Below are 22,607 nucleotides of genomic sequence, written 5' to 3' on the forward strand. Positions count from 1 at the left end.
GGTGCGGGGCCCCGCGGGCACCGCTACGGCCGGGCGTCCGCTCCTGCCGCCGCCGGGTGCCGACGGCGCAGGGCGAGGGCGCCGGCCGCGAGGGCGAGCAGGACCACGCCGACGCCGTAGCCGTCGGCGACCGTGCGCAGCCCCAGGTGCGGGACGAGCAGTCCGGCGGCGACGGCCGGCAGGCTGAAGGCCAGGTAGCTGACGGTGTAGACCGAGGCGAAGAGCTCGGCGCGGCGGTCCGGCCCGGCCAGCGGCGCGAGCGAGCGGAACGCGGCGGAGAAGGTGCTGCCGAACCCTGCGCCGGCGATCACCGCGGCGAGGAAGAAGAGCCCGGTGCTGCGGGTGGTCAGCGCGACCATGGTCAGCGCCGCGCCGGTGGCGAGGGTGAAGGCGCCGACCGCCATGACCGCACGCGCGGGGCGGCGGCCGCCGGGCAGCGAGGCGAGGGCCCCGGCGCCGGTCAGCACGGTGACGGTCAGTCCGCCGACCAGGTGGTTGCCGATGTGCAGCACGCCGGCCGCCAGCGAGCCGCCCAGCGAGAGGAAGAGTCCGCCGGTCGCCCAGGTGGCGATCATGGCCGGGGTGGCGGCCCGGAACGCGCTGCGGGCCTCCGCCGGTACGGACATCCGCGGCCGCAGCGACGCGAGGGCGCCGGGCCGCCGGGTGACGGTCTCCGGCACCAGGGCGATCGCCGCGACGAGGGCCACGAACACCACCAGCAGCAGGGCGAAGACCAGCACGGTCGGCGAGGGGGCGTACTCCGCCAGCGCGCCCGCGCCGAGGGCGCCGGCGGCCAGTCCGGCGGTGGGGGCGACGCTGTTGATCACGGCGCCGAGCCGCGAGCCGGGGGCGGGCTGAAGGTCGACGAGGGCGGCGCTGACGGCTCCGGTGGCGGCTCCGGTGGCCAGCCCCTGGAGGATGCGGGCGACCAGCAGGGCGCCGACGCCGTGGGCGGAGAGGAACACCGCCATGGCGGCGATCTCCCCGCCCAGGGCGGCGACCAGCACCGGCCGGCGACCGACGTACCCGGAGAGTGCGCCGACCGTGAGCAGTGCGGCGAGCAGGGCCAGCGCGTACACCGCGAAGACCAGCGTGAGCATCGGGGCGGAGAAGTGCCATTGCTGCTGGTAGAGGACGTACAGCGGAGAGGGTGCCCCGGCCGCTGCCATCAGGGCGAACAGCGCGGCGGCCAGGATCCAGAAGCCTGCTCTCCGCGGCACGGGGCGTGCCGCGGGGCGGACGGTCGGTATCGGTCGGGCGACGGTGGTGCCCATGGGGCCTCTTCCGATGGTTCCAAAATTCTCGAACAATCGGAGCGTACTCCCGCCCGCGCGATTGTTCAACTATTCTGGAACTATGTCGACCGCCCGAGACCTTCCCCACCCCGAGCCCGCGGACTTCCAGCTCACCCAGGTGCTCTTCGCACTGAGCGACCCCGCCCGGCTGTCGATCGTGCAGGGCCTGGTCGACGGGCCGCAGGAGGTCGCGGCCTGCCAGCCGGTCGGCGGCGAGCTGCCCAAGTCCACGCTCTCCCACCACCTGAAGACCCTGCGCGAGGCAGGCGTCGTCCGCAGCACGCCGCACGGGCGGCAGCGGCACCTGGAACTGCGCCGCGCCGACCTGGAAGGGCGCTTCCCCGGCCTGCTGGACGCGGTTCTGGACGCAGCCCCGGACCCGCGGCCCTCCGACACCCCGGCGCGCTGACGTCGCCGGTGCCCCGGGCCCGGCTCGGGCGGCGTCGGCGTGCCGGGGTGTCGCCGTCAGCGGCGTGCGGCGGGTCCTCCGGTGCGGCCCCGGGTGCGCCGCCCTCCGGCCGGGACGAGGCGCACCAGCGCGTGCAGCAGGGCGTCGGTGGTGTCCCGGGACGGCTTGCGCCCCGGCTCGATCAGCAGCCTGGCCATCGCGTTGACCAGCGCCGGGGTCTCCATCACCCGGCGGGGGAGCAGCGGGCGGTAGCCGTAGCGGCTGAGCACCAGCCGCGCCACGGTGCTGCCCGCAAGGTAGTAGTGCCCCCAGCGGTGGTCGAGCTCCGCGGGGTAGCTGCGCAGCACCTGCTCCCGGCGCGGGCCGGCGGGGTGGGCCAGGGCCAGTGCCGCGGTCTCGGCGGCGACCTCCGCGGCCTCCATCGCCTGCGCGATGCCCTCGCCGCTCCACGGACTGATCATGCCCGCGCTGTCGCCCACCAGCAGCAGTCCGCGGCTGTACTGCGGACGGCGGTTGAAGGCCATCGGCAGGGCGGCGCTGCGCAGCGGGGAATCGGCGTTCTCCTCGTGCAGCCCCAGTTCCTCGGGCAGCCGGGACAGCCAGAGCGCCAGGCAGGCCCGCAGGTCGACCGGGCCGTCCTGGGGGTGCGGGAGGGCTCCGAGGCCCACGTTCACCCGGCCGTCGCCCAGCGGGAAGATCCATCCGTAGCCGGGGAGGTCGCGCCCGGTGCGGGCACAGCGCAGGTCGGCCCACAGCTCCAGGTACGGGTCCTTGGACAGCTCGGGACTGCGGTAGTAGCGGCGGCCCGCGGTGGCGATCGGCCGGCTCTCGTCCCGGGCCAGGCCCATGGCCAGGGCGGTCCGGGCGGACGCGCCGTCGGCGGCGATCACCAGCGGCGCCCGGAAGGTCCGCGGCTCCCGGTCGGGGCCGGCCTCGGCCCGTACGCCGGTGATCCGCCCGGCGCGGTCGGTGAGCGGCGCGGTGGCCTTCACATGGGTGCGCAGCCTCGCGCCGGCGGCCACCGCGTGGCGGGCCAGGATGTCGTCGAAGTCGTGTCTGCTGCGGGTCAGCCCGAAGTCGGGGTAGCGGCCCAGGGCGGGCCAGTCGATGTCGACCCGGCGGCCCTCGCACACCCAGCGGGTGCCGCGGGTGCGCGTCCAGCCGGGCTCGTCGATGTCCACGCCCATCTTCAGCAGTTGGTGGACGCCGTGCGGGGTCAGTCCGTCGCCGCACACCTTCTCCCGGGGGAAGCCGCCCTTCTCGAGCAGCAGGACGTCCAGTCCCGCCCTCGCCAGGTGCACGGCGGCGGTCGAGCCGGCCGGCCCGGCGCCCACCACGATGACCTGTGCGTCCTCGTCCGTCACACCGTTCGCCTCGGCCACCGGTTCCTGCGCTGAGCGCACCTGTGCCTCCTCCCGCCCGCGTGCACGACACCCCATCCCTACCCAGCCGAACGGGGTCAGCCCTCCTCCGTCCGGGGGAGAGCACGTGGTGATCCTGGATACATACGGCCCTTCCCGGCCCGGGGACGCTCCGACAGACTGGGCCCGTGCACCTCCTCTTCGCCCCGCGATGAGCGCAGGCCTTTGCCCTGGCTCGGGCAGTGCCTACGTACCGAGGAAAGGTCGAACTGATCAATCGGCGCTGAGCAGCCTGCATGAAGCCGGCCGTCGCCGGCCGCCCGGCACCGAGCCGGCTGCGTAAGGGACGGGAGGCCGGTAGGGCCCGCGTTCAATTTAACGAACGAATGGTTCGCCGATGCCGCCTTGGTTCGTTATGCTGAACGCATGGTTCACTCAGATATGGCCCTTCGGGGTGACGTGCAGATCAGCACGTACCTCGACGACACCTACCTGGAGCGCGCCGACACGCGCGTCATCGCCGTCGGTGAACGGGACGGCGTGCCCTGGGTGGCCGTCGAGCACTGCCTGTTCCATCCGCAGGGCGGGGGTCAGCCCGCCGACCGGGGCTGGCTGGACGAGATGGAGATCATCCCGGTCCGGGACCACGAGAGCGGGCTGGTCGTCGCAACGGCGGCCGAGGGCCGGAGCCTGTCCGCGCCGGCCGAGGGAGACCGGGTTCGGGCCCGCATCGACCTCGGGGCCCGGCTGGCGCATGCCGCGCTGCACACCGCCGGGCACCTCGTCGAGGCCGTCGGGCGGTTGCAGGGGTGGCAGATGCTGGCCAGCAACCACTTTCCGGGCCAGGCGCGCATCGAGTTCCAACTCCCCTCTGCCGACGCCCGCCTGGGCGATCCCGAGGGCCGCGAGGAGGTGACCGCCGCGCTGCGTGCGGGGGTGGAGGCCGCCATCGCCGAGGATCTGCCCGTCTTCGCACGCGACGAGGGCAGCGGACGGCGCGTGGTGTACCTGGACCACCTGCACTCGGCGCCGTGCGGCGGAACGCACGTGCGCAGTCTCGGCGATCTGACCGACGTGGTGCTGCCGACCGTGAGGGTCAAGAAGGGCCGCATCCGCGTGTCCTACACCGCGGCCCACCGGAGCATCTGATGGTCGGCGCCACCCCCGGCCGGCAGCCGGTCAGCAGCACTGCCGCCGCGGTGGGGTCGAAGATCCGCCTGCGCCGCCAGCAGCGCGGCATGAGCGCCGCCGAGCTGGCCCGGCGGGCCGGGTTGAGCAAGGGCACCCTGTCCCAACTGGAGGCCGGCAACGGCAACCCGACGATCGACACGCTCGACGCGATTGCCGTCGCCCTGAGCATCCCGCTCGCCGACCTGCTCGCGCGTGACGCCGACACCGGGCCGGTCTACCGTCCCGCCACGACCGCCCAGCCGGGCGAGGTCTCCCGCGAGCTGCTGCGCCGCATCAGCAGCGGCCACAGCCTGGAACTCTGGCGGCTGCGCGTCCCGCCCGAGACCGAACTGGCGGGCGTGCCCCACGCCACGGGCACGATCGAGCACCTGATCATCTCCAGCGGCCGCATCACCGCGGGGCCGGTCGACGCACCTCAGGAGCTGGGCCCCGGCGACATGCTCGCCTTCGCGGGCGACGCCCCGCACTTCTACCGCACCGAGACCCATCCCGCGGACATCACCGTCGTCCTCGCCTCCCCGATCAGCACCTGAACGGCGCGGTCGGACAGGTCGCTCCGGCCGTGCCCCGGCCCGGACTCGGCGCGGTGGATCGGGGATGTCAGTGACGGTTCGTAGGTTGCCTGCGTGAACCTCGACGATCTTTCCTGGCAGGCGCGCAACCGCGGTGGTGTCCACCCGTGGATGGTGCGGTCCCTCCTGGACCTGGGGCAGTTGGAGCTGCTGATCCGGGCGGCGCAGGAGCGCGGGGACTGGACGTGTGCGGAGGCGGCGGCGCGGGAGCTGTGCGCGGCCGCGGAGTTCGATCGGGCGCTGGCGCTGATGGGCCCGTTCACGGATGTCGGCTGGCGGGCGGCCGAGTGGGTCTCCGCCGAGATCATGATCCTGCGGGGCGACGGCGAGGAGGCGCTCGCGAGGGTCCGCCCGGACGCGGCAGGGCTGGGCGACGGCCGCGTGTGCGCTCGGTACGCCGAGTTGTTGGTGAAGGCCGGGCGGATCGACGAGGCCATCGAGGTGCACGCGCCCCATCTCGGAGAGTCCTGGCTGCTGTCGCACCTGGTCAAGGTGACCGAGGGCCAGGGGCGGGACGAACAGCTCCTGGACCTGCTCGCGCAGGTGGCGGAGCGTACGGGCAGCGAGCCGTCGGGCCGGGTGGAGCGGTGGCAGGTGCTGCTCCTGGTCGCCCGGGTCCTCGAACGCGCCGGGCGTACGGACGAGGCCGTCGAGACCCTGCGCACCGAAATGGCCTCGGGCCGACGCCATCCCGTCAACTTCCCGGAGTACTACGCGAAACTCCTTGCTCGGCAGGACCTGATCGAGGAACTGGGCGCACTGGCCGCCCGGGACCCCTACTCCGCCCTGGACGTGTACGCCAAGGCACTGGAGGACGCCGGTCGGGCGTCCGAGGCCGAGGCCCTGCTGCGCGGACACATCGAGACCCGCGACCACCCGAAGGACCGCACGGCGCTGATGCACCTCCTCGTCCGCCAGAGAAGGATCGACGAAGCCGTCGAGACCGGCCGGCCCACGTACGACTACTACGACTGCTGGAACCTCCTCCACTGGGCGCTGGAACTGCTCGTCGGCGACGGCCGCCCCGGCCGGGCGCTCGAACTCCTGGAGGGGCTCACCGGCGCGTACGTCGAGGGGCACCCGGACGACGTCCGCCGCCTGCGGCTCTGGCTGCTGGGCGAGACGGGCCGCTGCACGGAGGGCATCGCGGAGGCCACCGCCCTCAACGAGCGGGAGCCCGGCGCGTGGGACACCGCGCTGGCGCGGCTCCTGGAGCGGGACGGCCGGCCGGAGGAGGCCCTCGCGCTTCTCCGTGCGTCCACCCACCACCTGGCCGACCTCGATCTGGCCGACATGCTGATCAGGCACGGCCGCCCGGCCGAGGCCCTCGCCTCCGTTCCCACGATCGCCGAGGAGCGCGCGGCCGCCGAGCGGCGGTAACGGGAGGCGGCGGAGCGGCGGGAGCAGGGCGACCCCCGGGCAGCGGCGGCCGAGCCCACCCGGGAGCCCGCGATCCAAGGCCGTTCTGCTCGGGCCGAGGCGCCCGGGGGGCGTCACGACGCCCCCGGTCCGGTCAGCTCAGCCAGAAGGCGAGCAGTACGGCGCCCATCACCAGCGCCGTCAGCACCGGTGCGCCCATCCGGCCCCTGGGCCCGGAGGTCACGGCGGCCATCGACACGACCGGCACCGCGAAGGCCAGGCCCACCGTCATGACGACCACGGTGCCGGACTGTGCCCCCGCAACCATCGCTCCCCATACCACCGTGAACATCAGCACCAGCCACATCGTCGCGGTCACCAGCAGCCACGCCGCCCGCGCGGTCCACCGGGTCGCCTGGTCCTCGGCGTAGAAGTTGGCGCGGGTGGTCGTCCAGAACCGCAGCAGAGGCCGGCCGAGCCGGGCAGAGATCAGCATGGGGTCAGTCTGGCGCGGCGCGAGCCGATTCGGGACCCCCCGACCAGCCGTATCTCCCGGGTACGTCCGCCGGGACGACCGGTCCTCCGGGCCCCCTACCTCGGTCACCAGCGACGATGGGAGGATCCTGTCGACAACCTGCGCGAGGAGGCACGGTGGACGAACGCTGGGAGCATGACCACTCCGGTTGGGAGGACGTCGTGTTGGCGGCCCGTGAGCGCGCCCGCACTCGACAGGCCGTCATGGTCGAACGCTATGGGCTGTCGGGTGACGTGCAGTACCAGTGGTCGATGGACGACGCGCAGATCACCTGGTCGCGCGGTGGGGAGGTCTTCCTCACCGGCCGGCTCACGATGATCGGCAGCGTCAGTCTCACCCAGCAGTCCTGGTTGTGGTCCTGGGCGAACGAGTCACTGCCGCCGGCCGTCCTGGGCGACATCGAGCTCGTCCGGCAGTTCGGCGAGGCGAACGACTACCCCGTCCTGCCCTGGCCGGGCTTCACCTACCACCCCGAGCTCGTCGCCGAGGCCCGGATGGTGGCGGCATCCGTGCTCGACGCCGAGGGACTGTGGGCGGAGTCCATGGATGACGCGCAACTCCACTTCCTGGTGCATGACTTGGTCCTTGCCGCCGATGGACGGTGACGGGCGCCGGGGTGCCCGGCCATCACGCCTTGAACGTGACCTCACACCGGGCAGCTGCACGCGGAGGGTGTGAAGACGGTCTTCGATGACCTGGCGTCGCGTTCGCGGACCCGGGCCCGCGGCGGCCGACCGACGGCACATCGAAGCCCCGTTGGGAGAAGGCGACTTGGAGAGGTCACCTGCCCAACGGGGCTTCGATGAGTACCGCTGCGGCCCCGGCGGACGTCGTCACACCGCCGCCGTGACCTGCACGCCCACGAGATCACCCCGGTTGTGGAGCTGCCCCGGGTTCGGGTGTGCCGGTGTCCTGCTGGTGGTTGCTCAGAAGTGGAGCATCCACTGGAAGTCGGACTGGGCGCTGCTCACGTGGACGTGGCTGCGGGTGCCGTAGGCGAGCGGGTTGTTCCAGTTGTACTCCTCGACGTCGAAGGAGCCGTCGGAGTAGACGGCGTTCACGTAGGCGACGTGGCCGACCTTGTGGACGTCGTTGACGGCGATGGCACCGACGGTGGGCGTGGTGTTGACAGTGACGCCGACGCGGCGGGCGGCGTCGTCCCAGGTGCCGGCGTTGCCCCAGGTGGTGCCGCCCCAGGAGTTGCTGAAGTTCGGGACGCCGAGGCGGCTGGCGATGCGGTACGCCGCGAAGGCGGTGCAGTTGTCGGCGGCGAAGCCGCGGGTGCCGTGGTCGAAGTCGTTGGTGGGGGTCTGGTTGCCGCCGCCGCCGCTGCTGAGGAACTGGTGGGAGGCCTCGTTGTTCTTCAGGGTGGCGTTGAGGTTGCCCTTGGCGCCGGGGGCGAAGTCCTGGCTGGCGCCGCCGTAGCCGCTGTTGAAGTAGACGCGGACGGTCTGGCCGGTGCGGTTCCACACCGATGCGGCGTTGTTCTTGGTGCAGATGCCCTGGCCGGCGCCGGCGCCCTTGAACTCGTAGCAGGTCGGCTGGGTGGACCCGAGGTCGCTGATGGAGCCGGTGAAGTCGGAGATCGAGCCGGCCTCGTCGCTGTTGTAGTAGTAGCAGAACTCGCCGGCGTCGCAGACTCCGTCGCGGGACGCGGCGAAGGCGGGGGCGGAGGTGGTGCCGATGAGGGGGACGGCCAGGGCCAGTGCGGTGCCGGCGACGGTGAGCACGGTGCGTATGTTCTTCATGGTCTTCTCTTCTCGTGACGTGTTGTCAACAGGTGTTCTGGGTCGTACTCGGGAGGTGCCGTGCGCGCTCAGTGGGTGCGCTGGTACTCCTCCCAGGTCTGGATGGGGATGCGGGGGCCGTCGTCGGCGGCGTGGTTGGCCAGGCCGTTGAGGCCGAGGTAGTAGTCACCGGTCTGGTTCTGGGCCTGGGTGGACAGATCGGTGTCGTTGATCGCCGCGGCGTGGATGTGCCAGGGCCAGTCACCCTGGGTGGGGTTGCGGACCCAGGCGGCGAATCCGACCTGGCGCAGTGCCTTGGCGACGGCGGTGCGGGTGGTGCTGGACATGCCGTCGACATTGATGTCCACGACGCCACCACCGTCGTGGGTGCCCGCGGAGGTGGGATCGCCGCCGGGGTTGTAGGAGCCCTGGGACAGGGTGAGGTGGAAGCCCAGGAGGCGTTCGGCCTCGGTGAGCATGTTCTGGGTGCGGGTGTCCACGGTGTACCCGTCGCGCTGGAGCTTCGCGCCGGGTCCGATCTGGTGGGTGACGGTGAATCGGCCCTGCCCGAGCGCGGCGAGGGAGGTGGCGCCGGGCAGCCCGTTGGCGGCCAGGCCGGAGTAGCCGAGGGAGCGCTGGAAGGCGGCGTAGGCGGAGATGGTGGTGGTGCCGAAGTACCCGTCCACCCACTTGGCGTCGAGGAGGTTACGGGCCTGCAGGGCCCGCTCGACGGCCAGGACCGAGTCCTTGGCCCCCGGGGTCAGCGTGCTGTCGGCGCGTCGGGGATCGATCTGGGCAGCCAGGACAGTGGCTTCCATGTCCACCACCGGCAGCGCGGTAGCGGTGGCAGCCGATGCCTCGGTGGGTGGTGGGGTTGCCGCGTGGGCCTGTGCGGCGCTCAGCACCAGGCCGCTCAGGACGGCGACGGCCGTGAGCAGTCGGGTTGCGGCGTTCCGGGTCTTGATGGTGGATGCCATGCGGTGATTCCTTCTGGTTCGGTGGAGGACCGGGGCAGCGCTCAGCGGCACCGCTGGTCGGTGCGGCCGTCGCAGGCTCGGGTGCTGCGGAGAGGGGTGGCGCCGGTGCAGGTGCACTCGCCGCCGTCCGGCGGAGCCGGGCGACCGGTGCGACTTCTGGCGAGGGCTCGGCGATCGGTACTGCTCGACGGGCATGACGGGTTGTCGGAGAGCCGGACGAACGGTCAGCAGCGGACGTCGGTCTTGACGGCGACGTCGCCGTCGGCGGGGTAGGGAATGGGGCCGTACCCGGTCCAGCCCAGGGCCTGGGTGCACTGCGACAGGGTGGCGGCGCCGGCGGACCACAGCTCGACGGAGTTGTGGTCGCACCGGGGGTCCTGGACGTCGTGTCCGCCGTTGGTGACGATGGCCGCGCACACGTCCCAACTGCTGTGGGAGGAGCGGTAGCCCTCCCACACGTACAGGTAGGAGTAGTTCTTCCCGCAGCCCTTGTACTGCTTCACCGACGCCATCGTCTGCCCCCCGACGTTGAGGTAGGCGGTGGTGCCGATCTGCGTGACACTGGAACAGCCGGACGGAGTGGAGGCGCTGGCGGTCCCGGGAATGGCGAGGAGCATCGGCACGGCCAGGGTGGCGGCGGCAGCGATCTTGGCGAAGCTGGGCATGGCGAACTGCCTTCTTTCAGGAGACGGAAAGGGAGGAGATGTCCCCGGCGCTGCCGGGGCACGGGAGATGTTCGAGACGGGCCGGGTGGCGCCGGTTCACCCCGCCGGCACAGCCCGGCAGGGGACCTCAGGGCGCGCGGACACCGGCGAACGAGGCCGAGGAGCCCGTAGCGACGGCTGTGTGGCGCATCAGGACCGTCGCGTCGGGTGCATGTCTTCCGAGCGGACGTCATGGGCTCGGCCGAACGGAGGCGTTCGGACGGCGGCGGCGGGTGGTTCTCGGCCTCCCGGCGCGACTGCACTCATGTGGCCAGGAGAGCCGTGGGACCGGTGCGTGGAGGTCCTACGTGAGGTCGAGTTGCCAGCCGCGCAGGGCCGGCGCGTGCTGCACGGCGCGTTCGCAGACGTGGCGCAGGCTCGCGATTGCCGCATCCGGAGTGTCCGCGATGACCGCGGCAGCGATGCAGTAGCGGTGGAGGTCGGCGCGGGAGCGGATGTGTTCCACTCGGTCTTCGCGTCGGCAGTGGAGCCAGATCAGATCGGTGACCGCTTCGGCCGTCACCTGCGATGACACCGGGTCAGGACAGATGAGCGTCACCGCGACCAGATGCACGGGATCCGGTCAACTCTGTGCGGGGGGTGCGGCGGGAACGCTGTCCCAGTCGAAGCCCGAGGCGGTGACGGTGCGCTGGACGGCCGAGGGACCGGCGACGATGTTGCTTGCGGCGGTGGACCCCAGGCCGACCGTGAATGCGACGATCAGGCCGGTGCATACGATGCGTATCGAGCGAGCCACGACTGTTCTCTCCTGTTTCGTAACCATGCTGTGCCGGTAGGTGGTTCGCGGAACTCGCCCCGTTTCTCGCGGCGTTTTCCGCTGACGAGGAAGAGCTTGCCGCCTACGGAAGGCGATGTCACGGCTACAGAGGTGGCACGAACTCACTCGGCATCTAGGTGCCAGATCATTTCGTCCGCGGAAGGCATTGCGTCTCCGGCCGTCATGCACCGATCATGATGATGATCATCGACATGGGGGGTCGGCGCGGTGTTGCAAGCACTCGGATTGAACGCACTGACAGAGAGCGTCTACAGGACCTTGCTGGGCGAGCCGGACTGGGGGGTCGAGCGGATTGCCGCCGAACTGCACCTGTCGGAGGCCGAGGTGCGTGGAGCACTCGACGAACTGCTGGAACTGACGCTGCTGCGGCCCGCGGCCGACTCGAGTGCGCTGCGGGCCGTCAGTCCGGAGGTCGGACTGACCAGGCTGCTCGCCCGCAACCAGAACCAACTGCTCTTCCGTCAGCAGCAGTTAGAGAGCGCCCGGACCGCGATCGCGGCCATCTCCGCCGAGTACGTCGACCGGCGACCCGATGATGAGATGGTCCTGCGGCTGGACTCCCTCGAAGCCGTCCGTGACCGCCTGGAGGAACTCGCAGCGACCGCGACCGAGGAGTGCCTGTCCTTGATGCGCGGGGGAGCCGTCCGCCCCGATTCCATCCAGGCCGGCAAGCACCCCAACCAGCTGGCGCTGGAACGCGGAGTGGTCATCCGCAGCATCTTCCAGGACAGCTTCCGCAACGACCCCGACACCTTGCGCTACGCCCGGTGGCTGGCCGATCTGGGCGGTCTGACCCGTACCGTGCCGCTGCTGCCGATGCGGCTGGTGATCGTTGACCGCAGCATCGCCCTCGTCCCGACCGACCCCGTCGACGGCCGCCGCGGCGCACTGGAACTGCACGGTGCGGCCCTGATCCAGCCCTTGTGTGCACTGTTCGATGAACTGTGGCGCAGCGGAGCCGACTTCGGCCAGCCCGCCCCCCGTGACGATCAGGACCTCACCGGGTCAGAGCGCGCGCTGTTGCAGCTGCTCGGCCAGGGCCACACGGACGAGTCCGCCGGGCGCAAGCTGGGCCTGTCCTTGCGGACCGTGCGTCGAATGATGCAGGACCTGATGAATCGTCTCGGCGCCGAAAGCCGCTTCCAGGCGGGGGCCCAAGCGGCGCGGAAGGACTGGCTGTGACCCCGAGAGGTCGGCAGCCCTGATCGATCGGAGGCCGTTCCGGTGCACACATGTCAATCGGCGGCCCTGCCCGGCGGGCGTTCGATAGGTTGCAGTCATGACCGATCTTGAACCTGCTGCCTGGCCGCCCGCCCCGATACGGACCGAGCGGCTCGTGCTGCGGGAGCCCGAGGTGCGGGACCGTGCGGCGGTCATCGAGCTGTTCACCTCGGTGGAGGTGGGCACGTACATCGGGGGGCCGCGGCCGCGTGAGGAGTTCGAGCGCTCGATGCCCGAGACGCCCAGGCGGCGGCCCGGTCTCTTCGTGGTGGATCTGGACGGGGGGATGATCGGCATCGTCACGCTGGAGCGGCGTGATGCGGAGCGTCCGGGGCACGTCCGTGCGGAAGCCGGGGAGGCCGAACTCGGCTACATGTTCCTGCCGGAGGCGTGGGGGTGCGGGTTCGCCGCGGAGGCGTGTGCGGCGGCACTCGACTGGTTCGCGGGCACGCATCCCGGTGAGGGAGTGGTGCTCTGCACCCAGACCGCCAATGACCGTTCGATGCGCCTCGCGGCGAAGCTGGGGTTCACCGAGGTGGAGCGATTCGAGGAGTACGGCGCCGAGCAGTGGTTCGGCGCGTGGTCCCCGGTCACGTCGTCCTGAGGCGGCCGGGGAGCGGCGCCTAGGATCGACGGCATGGCACTGCGACCGGTTCAGCTGAACATCAAGGCGGTTGATCCTCCGGCGGTCGGCCGGTTCTGGGCGGAGGCGCTCGGCTGGACTGCGTACTTCCCCGGCGCGACCACCTACGTCGGACCCGGCGGCGGCCTCGTATGGCCGGCCCCGGTCCCCCTCGGGATCGACGTCGTTCCCGTCCCGGAACCCAAGACGGGGACGAAGAACCGGGTGCACCTCGATCTCGCCACCACCTCCGCCGCCCACCAGGCGGAGCTGGTCGCGCGCCTCAGGGCGCTCGGTGCGACGTCCGCCCAGGTGGGCCAGGGTGAGGTGCCGTGGACGGTTCTCGCCGACCCGGAGGGCAACGAGTTCTGCGTGCTGGAGCCCCGGGAGGTCTACCGGGACACCGGGCCGATCGCCGCGGTGGTGGTCGACTGCGCGGACCCGCAGGCGATGGCCCGGTTCTGGGGCGAGGCGCTCGACTGGACCCTGCACGGGGTGACCGACGACGAGGCGGTGTTCCGCTGCGCCGAGGGTGTCGGCCCGTACCTCGAGTTCATCCGCTCACCCGATGCGAGGACCGTGCCGGACCGCGTCCACCTCGACCTGCTGCCGTACCCCGGTGACGACGGGGCGGCGGAGGTCGCCCGGTTGCGGGCCCTCGGCGCCACCGATCTCGACCTCGGCCAGGGCGACGTCCCGTGGACGTGCCTGGCCGACCCGGAGGACCACGAGTTCTGTGTCCTCGCCCTCTCCTGACACAGGGCGCTGACACGGTGCCCTGACACAGGAGCCCGGCGGAGAGGCGCCCCGACGTCAATCGGAGGCGGTGAAGGCGGGGTAGTGCGGCAGCGACGGAGTGTCCCAGGTGGCGGCCCCGTGGAGCAGGTCCCGGACGGATTCCGCGAGGGCGGGGAACTCCGTCAGGTGCTGCGCCGCCTCCCACCGGTGCCGCAGCACCTGACGCATCGTCGGCACCGGTCGCCGACTGCGGTGCATCGGGAGGTCCTCCTTCAGGGCCCGGGGCAGCAGGCGGACGGTGGCGTCGACCGTCCACACCGCGACCGCCTGCCGCATCCCCGCCCGCCACACCGCGTCCTCGGAGAGCACCGGGTACGCGGCGACCACCTCCCGCCGGTAGGTCTCCTCAAGGCCCTCCGCCGTGCCGTCGGGCAGCCGGAAGACGCACCAGCAGGTGGAGAACGGCATGGTGCAGTACGCCGCGGTCAGGAACACCGACTGGAAGCAGGCGGCCTCGAAGTCGATCAGGCGCAGCCCCTCCGGGGTGATCAGGTTGTTGTCCGGGCAGGTGTCGCCCGGGGTGAAGGCCGGGTACTCCTCGCCGCCCGCGGTGCCGATGCGGGCGAGGTCGCCGGGCAGGTCCTGCGGGGCAGTGACGCCCGCCGCGTCGAGCACACCAGGCAGGGCGGCCGCGTTCGCGGCGATCCACGGCTCGTCGTCCCAGCTGGGCATGCCCTTGTCGTAGCGGGCCCACAGGGCGGCGAGGTCGGCCCGCCGGTGCACCGACGCGGCGGCCAGCCGCCCGAGCCCGTGCGCCCACGCGGACAGCCCCTGCTCGGCGGCCTTGGGGTCGGAGCCGAGCAGGACGTCCGCCAGGGTCGGCGCGCGGCCGAGGTCGGCCATGACGAGGATCGGCGGGTCGGCGGCCACGGCCAGCAGCTCGGGGCCGGCCAGCGCGAGCGAGAGCCCGGCGGCCTCGCCGGTGAACGCCCGCCGCGCCTCCGGTTCGTCGGTGAACGCCTTCACGATCACGCTGCGCCCGTCGGCGGTGGCGCACCGCAGCACCGTGCTCCGCCTGCTCCCGCCGAGGTCGACGGGGTCCGACAGGTGGGTGCCCAGCAGGCTCCCGGCCGTACGCATGATCGAGTCCATCCCGGTATGGTGCCACCGATCCGCCGGCCCGGAGCGACAACGGCCGCAGCCGCGGGCCGTCCCCGGACGCCGTTACTGCGTGGCGATGGTGATGCAGCGTCGGAGCTCCGCCACCGCCTCGGGGTCGCCCTCGACGGTCACGGCGCCGGGGGCGCCGGGCTCCTCCCGGTTCCACAGCCACCGCAGGACGTCCGCCGGCGGGCCGGTGACGCTCGCGTCGCTGCCGCCGTCGCCCGCGCCGTCCTCGACCGTGAGACTGCCGGGCCCGCTGCGCACCCGCCAGGCCGCGCCGTCGGCCCGTACCGTGCAGGTCCGGCCCGGCGAGCCGGCCAGCGCGTCGGTGAAGTAGTCGCCCCACTCGGCGACGCCGTACGCGACGAAGACCTTGAGCAGCTCGTCGATGCCGTCGAGGGCCAGGTCGTCCGCGACCGGGGCCACCGGCTGTCCCGTGCCGAGTTCGGCGTCGATCCGGTGGATCACGGTCTCCTGCGCCATCCGGCGGATCCAGAAGCCGACGGTCCGGTCGGGGTGGTACCAGGAGCCGGCCGGGTCCTCGCGGCGGCGGGCGGAGAACTCCTCGCGCAGCGCGGCGTACGCCCGGTCGAGGAGGGCGAGCGGATCCTCCCGGTCGAGCTCCGCGGGCGGCCACGGGTCGGGTTCGGCGCCCGTCCGGATGGCGGCCACCTTGTGCAGGTACACGGTGCCGACGTGCCGGGTCAGGTCGGCGACCGTCCAGCCGGGGCAGCTCGGCACGGCCGCGCCGAGGTCGATCGGTGCGACGGACCGCAGGCGGTCGTAGTCGACGGTGAGGCAGTCGAGGAATCGGGAGTCGTCCATGCCGACCAGTGGACCACGGCCGACCGACCGTCAGGAGGACCCGGCCGGGCCGTCGTCCAGGCGTTCGGTGGGGCCGCCGAAGGGCAGCACCAGCCGGCGGGTGTGCAGCAGCCACGTGCCGTCGATCCGGCGGAAGGTGTCCTCGTAGTGGCCGACGTTCGCCGGGAGGCGCGGGGGCACGAGCGAGCCGGGGGTGAATCCGTCGACGCGGTAGGTGGCGAAGTAGGTGGTCCCGGAGGCGGTGTCCGGCGAGTCGACCGTGATCAGGACGTTGCTGCACATCCGCCGCGACTGGCGGTCCGCGGGACGGGAGGCGAAGTGGGCGCGCAGCGCCGCCCGGCCCTCGACGCGGCGCCCGTCGTACGGCCACTCCCAGACCCCGTCCGGGGTGAACAGCTCGGCCACCGAGCCCGGCTCTCCGAGGTCGAGCCGGCGCACGAACTCCAGCACCAGCCGTTCGCAGGCCCGTTCGGCGAGCATCCGGTCCATCGCGTGGAGGTCTCCGTCGTCGGTCATCGCGCCATCCTGCCCGGGCGGTTGCGGTCGTCGGCGAACGGTCTTGCGATCCGGTGTGCCCGGCCGGTCCGGCAGGCCGCAGCCGGACCCGGCGGCCCCGGCCGGCCCGGTGCCGGCATGGACAGCACCGCCCCGATGGGAGAGGCTTCGTTCCGTGGAACGGAACGGTGCGGGCGGCAGCATGCTGGAGAAGGCTGCCTTCATCCTGGAGTGCTTCATCCCCCATGGCGGCTCGTACCGCCTGTCGGAACTCGCCGCGCGCACCGGCCTGCCCAAGCCGACCGTGCACCGGCTCGCGGCGGACCTCGTCCGGTTGGGCTGGCTGGAGCGCTCCGGCGCCGAGTACCGGCTCGGCACGAAGCTGTTCGAACTGGGCTCGCTGGTGCCGCGCCGCCGCGATCTGCGCGAGGTGGCGCTGCCCTTCCTCCAGGACCTGTTCGAGGCCACCCGCGAAACCGTCCACCTGGGGGTCCGCGAGGGCATGGAGGTGGTCTATCTCGAACGCATCCACGGTCACGAGGCACTCCGGCTGCCGTCCCGGATCGGCGGCAGCCTCCCGCTCTCCTGCACGGGCGTGGGCAAGGCGCTGCTGGCCTTCTCCGGTGCGGAGCTGACCGAGGAACTGCTGTCCCGGCCGCTGCCGAGCCTCACCCCGCACTCGATCACCGACCCGGCGCGGCTGCGTATGGCCCTGGAGAAGACCCAGGTCTCGGGCCTCGCGTACGAGGAGCAGGAGGCGGCGCTCGGGGTGAGCTGCATCGCCGCGCCCGTGTTCGCCGGGGATGCCGCGGTGGCCGCCCTCTCGGTGGCCGTCCCGCTCTCGCGCTTCCGGCCCGCCCAACTCGCCCCCGCGGTGCGGACGGCGGCACTGGGCCTGTCCCGCGCCCTGCGGACCGCGGGCGGCTGGTGACGGCAGGCCGCTCCCCGGCCCGGGCGCACGCGGCGTCCGGGCCGGGGAGGCGATTCGACGGCCGGGCGGTGGCCTCAGTGCCAGTTGCTGATCTGCACGTCGTGCGGCGCGGGCTCGCCCGTGCCGGTCTCGACCAGCCGCTTGAGGCTCATCAGGAAGGTCGCCCACTTGGTGCTGCAGTGGTACATGAACTCCACGGGCTCCCGCCAGCCCTCGTGCCGGAACAGCACGATCGTGAAGTCGCCCTCCCGCTTGAGGTCGAACCGGACGTGCGTGCCGATCCACTCCTCGGGGCCGTCGACGACCTCCCAGAGCACGCGCTCGGCGGGCTGCGCGTCCAGGACCTTCATGTCGAAGCCGCCCTGGGCGAAGCGGAACCGGAGGACGCCCCCGGGGTCGGGGTCCCCGTCCGTCTCCCTCGTCCACCAGTTCGCCAGCCCGTCGACCGTGGTCAGGGCGGCGTAGACGTCCTCGGGGGACGCCGTGGCGCCGATCCTGTGCAGGATGTCCGCCATGTCGGTACCTCTCTCCTGTCCGGGCGTCCGCGGCGCGGCCCGCGGACGCGGTGGTGTTGGTGCGTGTGGGGGCGGTCAGCCCTGCCGGCTGCGCTGGATGGTCTCGGCGATCCGCTTGATGCGGTGCAGCCGGGCGTCCCAGGCGGCCCCGACCGAGGACAGCTGTGCGACGGCGCGGGCGAGTTGGGCCTCGTCCACCTCGTAGCGGCGCTCGCGTCCGGACGGTGTGCCGTGGACCAGGCCGACCCGGTCGAGGACACCGAGATGCTTGGCGACGGCCTGCCGGGTGACCGGGAGCTGCCCGCTCAGCGTGGTCGCCGTCCCGCCGCCCTCGGTCAGCAGCAGGTCGAGCATCCTGCGGCGTATGGGGTCGCCGACCGCCGACCAGAGCTCGTCGTCGATGGCTGCGGTCACGGCGCCGACACCAGCCGGGCGACGTACGTGACGAGGCGGGGCAGGAAGTAGTCCCAGCCGTTGACGTGGTCGCGGTACGCCTCCTCGAGGACGGCCGCCTCCCAGCCCCGCTCCCGGAAGCCGGTCTCGGTGAAGCGCAGCAGCGTGCCCGTGCCCGAGGGGACCAGGTCGAAGGTCACCAGCAGCGAGTTGCCCGGCGCGGCCGCCTCGCCGTCCTCGTACACCCAGCGGAAGGAGAACCGCCGGGGCGGGTCGGCCTCCAGCACCGTGAGCGGTTCGGTCTTCGCCCCCGGCGAGGAGCTGTCGCCAAAGGTGATGACCCCGGTGGCGCCGGGGGCCGGCTTCAGGTCCGCCTCGTCCGGCCACCACTCCCGCAGGTGCTCGGGTGTGCTGATGACCTCGTAGACCACCTGGGGCGTGGCCTCGATGTGGATCTCCCGCTCGATGCTGCCGTACTCCATCGCGCTCCTCCAGCCTCTCGCAACCTTTGGTTGCGTATCACTGTAGAACTCTTCCCGGGGACGTGCAACCTTTGGTTGCTCTGACTGGGGTTGCCGCCCCGGCCGGCCGGCGACCCCGCCGGTCAGGGGGTGTCGCGGACCTCGTCCAGGGACCCTGCGGCACCCCGGCCCGCGGCGGCCGGCGCGCCGCAGGCCGAGCGGGTGTGAGCGGTGCGGCCCGCCCGGCCGCGCGGGGCGCGTACCGCCGGGCGGGCCCGGTCCGCCGTCAGACCGCGGTGCGGCGCCGGGTCGTCAGCAGGTAGACGCCGGCCGCGCCGAGCAGCCCGACCGGGAGCGACAGGTCGGTGTCGCCGAGCGCGTGGGCGACCGGGCCGGTGTACAGCGGGGTGGTGACGCACAGGGCGGCGGCCGCGGCGCCGACGACCAGGGCTGCGGCTCCGGCGCGGTGGACGCCGCCGGTGTACCAGAACGGCCCGTCCCGGCTCTCGTCGGTGAGGGCGTGCCCGTCGTAGCGGTTGCGCCGCAGCAGGACGTCGGTCGCGTAGACGGCCATGGTCGGGCCGGTCAGGGCGACCATCAGCTCCAGCATGCTGTTGACGGTGTCGAGGAAGTTGGAGACCAGCAGCGCGTAGAGGGTGAGCGCCACCCCGAGGGTGCCGTCCAGGGCGACGCTGCGCGAGCGGCGGACCCGCAGGCCGACGGCCTGCAGGGCGAGACCGGAACTGTAGGCCGTCATCGCGTTGTTGGCGACCGCGGACAGCACGATCGCCAGCAGGAAGGCCGGCTTGAACCAGGACGGGAGGACCGTGGTCAGCGCGGTCTGCGGGTCGGTCATGTCCAGCGTGGTCCCGGCCAGGGTGCCGAGGAAGGTGAACAGGACGCTGGGGACGAACCCGCCGAGCGCCGTCCACCCGGCGACGGCCGCCGGTCTGCTGCCGGGCGGCAGGTAGCGGGCGAAGTCCGCGCTGTTGTTGTACGAGAGCGGGGCGGAGGCCACCAGGGTGAGGCCGCCGGCGAGTGCCGCGACCAGGGCGGCGCCGTGCAGCGGCTGCTCGGGCCGGTAGCCCCAGTCGGCGCGGCCGAGCACGTAGCCGCCGAGGACGGTGAAGACCGCGCTCAGGACCAGGGTGAACGGCAGGTACAGCCGCACGATGGTGGCGTGGCCGTAGATGCTGATGGCCAGGGTGGCCGCCGCGATGGCCGTGATGACCACGACCTCGGCGGCGGTGCCGAGGTGCAGGCCGGCCTCGTCGGCCAGCGCGAAGGCGGCGAGCGAGGCGGCGGCCCAGCTGAGCGCCAGGTAGCAGACCGAGACGAACCAGCCGGTGACGGCGATGTTCACGCGATTGCCCCGGGTGCCGAACATCGCCCGCATCACCACCTCGCTGGGGGTGCCGGACGCCGGGCCGCTGACGGCGACCAGTCCGACCAGCGCCCAGAGCAGGTTGCCGGCCACGATCACCGCCAGCGCCTGCCACAGGTCCAGGCCGATCAGGGTGAGGGTGCCGCCGACGACCAGGCTCAGGTAGCTCACATTGGGCGCCGCCCAGACCGCGAAGAGCTCGCGGGGGCGGCCGTGGCGTTCGCTCTCGGGGATGCGGTCGATGCCGTGGGCCTCCACCCGGCCGGCGCGCTCGGGCGTCGCCGGGGGAGTGGGGGTCTCCGCGTGGGGGTCTGGAATCGTGGATTCCATGGAGTCCTCCGAACTGTCGAGAACGGGAGCCGGCTTGTCTATTGGTCGCACATCCAATAGCGTGCGGGACATGTCGTCAAGCGTCCAGCCGAAGCGGGTCCGCAAATCCCCGGAGGCGCGCCGCGCCGAGATCGTGGCCACCGCGGCCGCGATCGCCCTGGCAGAAGGGCTGGAGTGCATCACGGTGCGGCGCGTCGCCGATGAGCTGGCCGTCCGCCCCGGACTGATCAGCCACTACTTCCCGGTCGCGGAGGAGCTCGTCGCCGAGGCGTTCGGCACCGCCGCGACCGCCGAACTGGACGAGCTGATCCCGGCCGACCGGCCCGAGGGGACGGCCCTGCCGCAACTGGCCCGCTTCCTCGGCCTCACCACCGGGCCGCGCTACGACGACATGAGCCGGCTCTGGCTCAACGCCAGGCACCTCAGCCGGTTCCGGGCGGCCCTGCGCGAGCGGGTCGGCCACCAGGAGGCGCGGTGGCGCGACCGGCTGACGGGCCTGATCCGCGAGGGCGCCGACACCGGCGCCTTCCGCACCGAGGACCCGGTCGTGGCCGCCATCCGGATCCTGGTCGTCCTGGACGGCCTCGGCGTGCACGCCAACACCGACCGCAGCGACCGCCCCCCGGCGGTGGTGAACATGGCCGTCACCACCGCGGAGCGCGAACTGGGCCTGCCCGCCGGCGCGCTCACCCCGCCGACCGCCCCGCAGCCCGACCCGATCGACCCCGCCCCGCCCGGCACCGGCCGCACCCCGCCCGATCCCGAACCTCCCCGCCACGCGCCGTCGTAGCCCGCCGGGCCGACGGCGGTACCCACCGCACCAAGGAGCCGCCCGTGCACCCCGACCTCGTCCTGCTCTCCGCCCGGCTGCTCGACCCGGCCACCGGCAGGCTCCTGCCGCAGACCGCCCTCGCCGCCGGCGCGGGCCGGATCACCCGACTCGGCGACGACCGGGAGATCCTGGCCCTCGCCGGCCCGGCCACCGAGGTGATCGACCTCGGGGGAGCGGTCGCCACCGCGGGCTTCACCGACGGGCACCTGCACCCGGTGTCCGGCGCCGAACGCACCCGAGGCGTCGACCTCTCCGACTGCCGCGACCTCCCGGCCGTCCGCGCCGCCCTCGCCCGCGCTGCCGCCGGACTCGGCCCCGGTGCCTGGCTGCGCGGCTGGGGCCTGGACCCGAACGCCTTCGGGGGCCAGCCCCTCGGCGCCGCCGCACTCGGTCCGGTCCTCGACGGCGTCCCTGCCGTCATCGACCTCTTCGACGGTCACTCCGTCCTGGCCAGTGCACGGGCCCTGGAACTCGCCGGCATCGACGGACCCCGCACCTTCGAGCAGTCCGCCGAGATCGTCTGCGATCCGGTCGGCCGCCCGACCGGCCTGCTGCTGGAGGACGCGGCCTGCGCGCTCGTCGAGGACGCCGCTCCCGGGCCCACCGAGGCCGAACTGCTCGCCCGCACCGCCGAGGTGATGCGCAGCATGGCCGCGGCCGGTCTGACCGGCGGCCACGCCATGGACGCCGTCGGCACCAGCCTGGCGACCTACGCCGCGCTGGAGGCACAGGACGCGCTGCCGCTGCGGCTGCGGGTCGCCCCCTGGTGCCAGCCCGGCGCCGATGCGGCGGCCGTCGCCGACCTAGTCCGGCAGCAGGGCGCCGGCGGTCGGCTGTGGCGGGTCGACGGCGTCAAGATGTTCATGGACGGCACCATCGACAACGGCACGGCCTGGCTCGAACACCCGGACTGCCACGGCCAGTCCACGCACGCCTTCTGGCCCGACCCGGAGCAGTTCACCCGCGTCCTGGGCGACCTGCACCGGGCCGGCGTGCCGACCGCGACCCACGCCATCGGCGACGCGGCCGTCCGCCACGTCCTCGACTCGGTCGAGAAGGCCCTGGCGGAGGGCGGCGCCCCGGTGCGGCACCGGGTCGAGCACATCGAGACCGTCCCGGACGACACCCTGCGCCGCTTCGCCGCACTCGGCGTCGCCGCCTCCATGCAGCCCACCCACTGCTGCGAGTTCACCCGCGCCGACCACACGGACAACTGGTCCAGCCGGCTCGGCGAGGTGCGCGCCTCCCGGGCGTTCCGCTGCCGCGACCTGTGGGAGGCGGGAGCCCGGGTCGTCCTCGGCTCGGACTGGCCGATCGCCCCCTTCCCGCCGCTCCAGGTCATGGCCGGCGCCCGCCACCGCCGCCCCCGGGACCTCTCGCTGCCGCCGCACGGGCCCGAGCAGGCCCTCACCCCGCTGCAGGCCCTCCAGGGCATGACGCTCAACCCGGCCTGGGCGGCCGGGGAGGAGCAGTTCGCCGGACGGGTGGCCGTCGGCCACCGCGCCGACCTCACCGTGCTCGCGGACGACCCGCTCGCCGTGCCCGACACCGACCTCGCCGCGCTCCCGGTGCTGCTCACCGTCGTCGACGGCCGTCCGGTGCACCGGAGTTCGGCCGTCTGACGGCCCGTCATCCATGGTCGAGTGCTGAGTCGTGGGGGCCGCGGGGGGCCCCGCGCGGGGTTGTTCCCGCGCCGCCGGGCCCCCCCCCCCCCCCCCGCCCCCCCCGCCCCGCGCGGGGGCCCAACACACCACCAAACACTCACAT

General features: G+C 73.0%; 26 protein-coding genes. 11 read left to right on the forward strand and 15 right to left on the reverse strand.

Going from position 1 to position 22,607, the window contains the following annotated elements:
• Positions 1-23 precede the first annotated feature (23 nt).
• Entirely contained in the window at positions 24-1,274 is a 1,251-nt protein-coding gene (locus ACFV0G_RS07865) for an MFS transporter (protein WP_380543348.1), read from the reverse strand.
• An 82-nt stretch (positions 1,275-1,356) separates the two neighbouring features.
• Between ACFV0G_RS07865 and ACFV0G_RS07870 the strand changes: the two genes are divergently transcribed.
• On the forward strand, positions 1,357-1,704 hold the full coding sequence (locus tag ACFV0G_RS07870; protein WP_380543351.1) for an ArsR/SmtB family transcription factor: 348 nt from the start codon (positions 1,357-1,359) through the stop codon (positions 1,702-1,704).
• A gap of 56 nt (positions 1,705-1,760) precedes the next feature.
• On the opposite strand, the gene ACFV0G_RS07875 is transcribed toward ACFV0G_RS07870, so the two are convergent.
• Positions 1,761-3,107, reverse strand: a complete 1,347-nt coding sequence (locus ACFV0G_RS07875; RefSeq protein WP_380543354.1) for a geranylgeranyl reductase family protein — start codon at positions 3,105-3,107, stop codon at positions 1,761-1,763.
• Between the two features lie 384 nt (positions 3,108-3,491).
• Here ACFV0G_RS07875 and ACFV0G_RS07880 point away from each other — a divergent pair, with 384 nt between their 5' ends.
• From ACFV0G_RS07880 to ACFV0G_RS07890, 3 genes are all read left to right on the forward strand, one after another.
• Entirely contained in the window at positions 3,492-4,214 is a 723-nt protein-coding gene (locus tag ACFV0G_RS07880; RefSeq protein WP_380543357.1) for a metal-dependent hydrolase, read from the forward strand.
• Positions 4,214-4,789: a helix-turn-helix domain-containing protein gene (locus tag ACFV0G_RS07885; RefSeq protein ID WP_380543360.1), complete on the forward strand. Its 576-nt coding sequence runs from the start codon at positions 4,214-4,216 to the stop codon at positions 4,787-4,789. The genes ACFV0G_RS07880 and ACFV0G_RS07885 overlap by 1 nt, the downstream gene beginning before the upstream one ends.
• Positions 4,790-4,882: 93 nt before the next feature.
• Positions 4,883-6,208 carry a tetratricopeptide repeat protein gene (locus ACFV0G_RS07890; protein WP_380543363.1) on the forward strand — a complete coding sequence of 442 codons (1,326 nt, stop codon included), beginning with the start codon at positions 4,883-4,885 and terminating at the stop codon, positions 6,206-6,208.
• Between the two features lie 133 nt (positions 6,209-6,341).
• Here the strand turns inward: ACFV0G_RS07890 and ACFV0G_RS07895 are convergent, their stop codons facing one another.
• Positions 6,342-6,683 (reverse strand): hypothetical protein, encoded by a 342-nt coding sequence (locus ACFV0G_RS07895; RefSeq protein WP_380543366.1) that lies wholly within the window; start codon positions 6,681-6,683, stop codon positions 6,342-6,344.
• Positions 6,684-6,799: 116 nt separating this feature from the next.
• On the opposite strand from ACFV0G_RS07895, the gene ACFV0G_RS07900 reads away from it, so the two are divergent.
• Positions 6,800-7,327, forward strand: coding sequence for a DUF6882 domain-containing protein (locus tag ACFV0G_RS07900; RefSeq protein WP_380543369.1), 528 nt, complete (start codon positions 6,800-6,802; stop codon positions 7,325-7,327).
• A 321-nt stretch (positions 7,328-7,648) separates the two neighbouring features.
• Here ACFV0G_RS07900 and ACFV0G_RS07905 read toward each other — a convergent pair whose 3' ends face one another.
• The 5 genes from ACFV0G_RS07905 to ACFV0G_RS07925 form a co-directional block, all read right to left on the reverse strand.
• Complete coding sequence (locus tag ACFV0G_RS07905) at positions 7,649-8,470, reverse strand: CHAP domain-containing protein (protein ID WP_380543372.1); 822 nt, start codon at positions 8,468-8,470, stop codon at positions 7,649-7,651.
• 68 nt (positions 8,471-8,538) lie between these two features.
• Positions 8,539-9,426, reverse strand: coding sequence for a peptidoglycan-binding protein (locus ACFV0G_RS07910; RefSeq protein WP_380543375.1), 888 nt, complete (start codon positions 9,424-9,426; stop codon positions 8,539-8,541).
• Positions 9,427-9,650: 224 nt separating this feature from the next.
• Entirely contained in the window at positions 9,651-10,091 is a 441-nt protein-coding gene (locus ACFV0G_RS07915) for a hypothetical protein (protein ID WP_380543378.1), read from the reverse strand.
• A 343-nt stretch (positions 10,092-10,434) separates the two neighbouring features.
• Entirely contained in the window at positions 10,435-10,704 is a 270-nt protein-coding gene (locus ACFV0G_RS07920; RefSeq protein ID WP_380543381.1) for a hypothetical protein, read from the reverse strand.
• Positions 10,705-10,713: 9 nt separating this feature from the next.
• Complete coding sequence (locus tag ACFV0G_RS07925; RefSeq protein ID WP_380543384.1) at positions 10,714-10,887, reverse strand: hypothetical protein; 174 nt, start codon at positions 10,885-10,887, stop codon at positions 10,714-10,716.
• 267 nt (positions 10,888-11,154) lie between these two features.
• Between ACFV0G_RS07925 and ACFV0G_RS07930 the strand changes: the two genes are divergently transcribed.
• The 3 genes from ACFV0G_RS07930 to ACFV0G_RS07940 all read left to right on the forward strand — a co-directional run bounded on the left by ACFV0G_RS07930 (position 11,155) and on the right by ACFV0G_RS07940 (position 13,528).
• Positions 11,155-12,111: a LuxR C-terminal-related transcriptional regulator gene (locus ACFV0G_RS07930; protein ID WP_380543387.1), complete on the forward strand. Its 957-nt coding sequence runs from the start codon at positions 11,155-11,157 to the stop codon at positions 12,109-12,111.
• A gap of 97 nt (positions 12,112-12,208) precedes the next feature.
• The gene (locus ACFV0G_RS07935) at positions 12,209-12,754 is read left to right on the forward strand and encodes a GNAT family N-acetyltransferase (RefSeq protein ID WP_380543390.1); all 546 of its coding nucleotides are present in this window, start codon (positions 12,209-12,211) and stop codon (positions 12,752-12,754) included.
• Between the two features lie 33 nt (positions 12,755-12,787).
• The gene (locus tag ACFV0G_RS07940) at positions 12,788-13,528 is read left to right on the forward strand and encodes a VOC family protein (protein WP_380543393.1); all 741 of its coding nucleotides are present in this window, start codon (positions 12,788-12,790) and stop codon (positions 13,526-13,528) included.
• 57 nt (positions 13,529-13,585) lie between these two features.
• Here the strand turns inward: ACFV0G_RS07940 and ACFV0G_RS07945 are convergent, their stop codons facing one another.
• The 3 genes from ACFV0G_RS07945 to ACFV0G_RS07955 all read right to left on the reverse strand — a co-directional run bounded on the left by ACFV0G_RS07945 (position 13,586) and on the right by ACFV0G_RS07955 (position 16,015).
• Positions 13,586-14,662, reverse strand: coding sequence for a hypothetical protein (locus ACFV0G_RS07945; RefSeq protein WP_380543396.1), 1,077 nt, complete (start codon positions 14,660-14,662; stop codon positions 13,586-13,588).
• A gap of 72 nt (positions 14,663-14,734) precedes the next feature.
• Complete coding sequence (locus ACFV0G_RS07950; protein WP_380543399.1) at positions 14,735-15,499, reverse strand: maleylpyruvate isomerase family mycothiol-dependent enzyme; 765 nt, start codon at positions 15,497-15,499, stop codon at positions 14,735-14,737.
• Positions 15,500-15,529: 30 nt separating this feature from the next.
• Positions 15,530-16,015, reverse strand: coding sequence for a nuclear transport factor 2 family protein (locus ACFV0G_RS07955; RefSeq protein WP_380543402.1), 486 nt, complete (start codon positions 16,013-16,015; stop codon positions 15,530-15,532).
• Positions 16,016-16,196: 181 nt separating this feature from the next.
• Between ACFV0G_RS07955 and ACFV0G_RS07960 the strand changes: the two genes are divergently transcribed.
• Complete coding sequence (locus ACFV0G_RS07960) at positions 16,197-16,925, forward strand: IclR family transcriptional regulator (protein ID WP_380543440.1); 729 nt, start codon at positions 16,197-16,199, stop codon at positions 16,923-16,925.
• A gap of 74 nt (positions 16,926-16,999) precedes the next feature.
• Here the strand turns inward: ACFV0G_RS07960 and ACFV0G_RS07965 are convergent, their stop codons facing one another.
• The 4 genes from ACFV0G_RS07965 to ACFV0G_RS07980 all read right to left on the reverse strand — a co-directional run bounded on the left by ACFV0G_RS07965 (position 17,000) and on the right by ACFV0G_RS07980 (position 20,008).
• Complete coding sequence (locus ACFV0G_RS07965; protein WP_380543405.1) at positions 17,000-17,440, reverse strand: SRPBCC domain-containing protein; 441 nt, start codon at positions 17,438-17,440, stop codon at positions 17,000-17,002.
• Between the two features lie 75 nt (positions 17,441-17,515).
• Positions 17,516-17,854, reverse strand: coding sequence for an ArsR/SmtB family transcription factor (locus tag ACFV0G_RS07970; RefSeq protein WP_380543408.1), 339 nt, complete (start codon positions 17,852-17,854; stop codon positions 17,516-17,518).
• On the reverse strand, positions 17,851-18,315 hold the full coding sequence (locus tag ACFV0G_RS07975; protein ID WP_380543411.1) for an SRPBCC family protein: 465 nt from the start codon (positions 18,313-18,315) through the stop codon (positions 17,851-17,853). The genes ACFV0G_RS07970 and ACFV0G_RS07975 overlap by 4 nt, the downstream gene beginning before the upstream one ends.
• Before the next feature lie 265 nt (positions 18,316-18,580).
• Positions 18,581-20,008, reverse strand: coding sequence for a purine-cytosine permease family protein (locus tag ACFV0G_RS07980; RefSeq protein WP_380543414.1), 1,428 nt, complete (start codon positions 20,006-20,008; stop codon positions 18,581-18,583).
• A gap of 70 nt (positions 20,009-20,078) precedes the next feature.
• Here ACFV0G_RS07980 and ACFV0G_RS07985 point away from each other — a divergent pair, with 70 nt between their 5' ends.
• Both ACFV0G_RS07985 and ACFV0G_RS07990 read left to right on the forward strand, forming a co-directional pair.
• Complete coding sequence (locus ACFV0G_RS07985; protein WP_380543417.1) at positions 20,079-20,798, forward strand: TetR family transcriptional regulator C-terminal domain-containing protein; 720 nt, start codon at positions 20,079-20,081, stop codon at positions 20,796-20,798.
• Between the two features lie 44 nt (positions 20,799-20,842).
• A complete protein-coding gene (locus ACFV0G_RS07990; RefSeq protein WP_380543421.1) occupies positions 20,843-22,462 on the forward strand; it encodes an amidohydrolase in 1,620 nt (539 codons plus the stop codon).
• Positions 22,463-22,607: the final 145 nt, after the last annotated feature.

Origin of the sequence: Kitasatospora sp. NPDC059571, assembly GCF_042735675.1 — a bacterium.
GTDB lineage: Bacteria > Actinomycetota > Actinomycetes > Streptomycetales > Streptomycetaceae > Kitasatospora.

Coding starts and splice junctions, on each gene's coding strand:
- ACFV0G_RS07865 (WP_380543348.1), bottom strand. CDS start 1,274: ATGGGCACCACCGTCGCCCGACCGATACCGACCGTCCGCCCCGCGGCA.
- ACFV0G_RS07870 (WP_380543351.1), top strand. CDS start 1,357: ATGTCGACCGCCCGAGACCTTCCCCACCCCGAGCCCGCGGACTTCCAG.
- ACFV0G_RS07880 (WP_380543357.1), top strand. CDS start 3,492: ATGGTTCACTCAGATATGGCCCTTCGGGGTGACGTGCAGATCAGCACG.
- ACFV0G_RS07885 (WP_380543360.1), top strand. CDS start 4,214: ATGGTCGGCGCCACCCCCGGCCGGCAGCCGGTCAGCAGCACTGCCGCC.
- ACFV0G_RS07895 (WP_380543366.1), bottom strand. CDS start 6,683: ATGCTGATCTCTGCCCGGCTCGGCCGGCCTCTGCTGCGGTTCTGGACG.
- ACFV0G_RS07900 (WP_380543369.1), top strand. CDS start 6,800: ATGGGAGGATCCTGTCGACAACCTGCGCGAGGAGGCACGGTGGACGAA.
- ACFV0G_RS07905 (WP_380543372.1), bottom strand. CDS start 8,470: ATGAAGAACATACGCACCGTGCTCACCGTCGCCGGCACCGCACTGGCC.
- ACFV0G_RS07910 (WP_380543375.1), bottom strand. CDS start 9,426: ATGGCATCCACCATCAAGACCCGGAACGCCGCAACCCGACTGCTCACG.
- ACFV0G_RS07915 (WP_380543378.1), bottom strand. CDS start 10,091: ATGCCCAGCTTCGCCAAGATCGCTGCCGCCGCCACCCTGGCCGTGCCG.
- ACFV0G_RS07935 (WP_380543390.1), top strand. CDS start 12,209: ATGACCGATCTTGAACCTGCTGCCTGGCCGCCCGCCCCGATACGGACC.
- ACFV0G_RS07940 (WP_380543393.1), top strand. CDS start 12,788: ATGGCACTGCGACCGGTTCAGCTGAACATCAAGGCGGTTGATCCTCCG.
- ACFV0G_RS07945 (WP_380543396.1), bottom strand. CDS start 14,662: ATGGACTCGATCATGCGTACGGCCGGGAGCCTGCTGGGCACCCACCTG.
- ACFV0G_RS07950 (WP_380543399.1), bottom strand. CDS start 15,499: ATGGACGACTCCCGATTCCTCGACTGCCTCACCGTCGACTACGACCGC.
- ACFV0G_RS07955 (WP_380543402.1), bottom strand. CDS start 16,015: ATGACCGACGACGGAGACCTCCACGCGATGGACCGGATGCTCGCCGAA.
- ACFV0G_RS07960 (WP_380543440.1), top strand. CDS start 16,197: ATGCTGGAGAAGGCTGCCTTCATCCTGGAGTGCTTCATCCCCCATGGC.
- ACFV0G_RS07965 (WP_380543405.1), bottom strand. CDS start 17,440: ATGGCGGACATCCTGCACAGGATCGGCGCCACGGCGTCCCCCGAGGAC.
- ACFV0G_RS07975 (WP_380543411.1), bottom strand. CDS start 18,315: ATGGAGTACGGCAGCATCGAGCGGGAGATCCACATCGAGGCCACGCCC.
- ACFV0G_RS07980 (WP_380543414.1), bottom strand. CDS start 20,008: ATGGAATCCACGATTCCAGACCCCCACGCGGAGACCCCCACTCCCCCG.
- ACFV0G_RS07985 (WP_380543417.1), top strand. CDS start 20,079: ATGTCGTCAAGCGTCCAGCCGAAGCGGGTCCGCAAATCCCCGGAGGCG.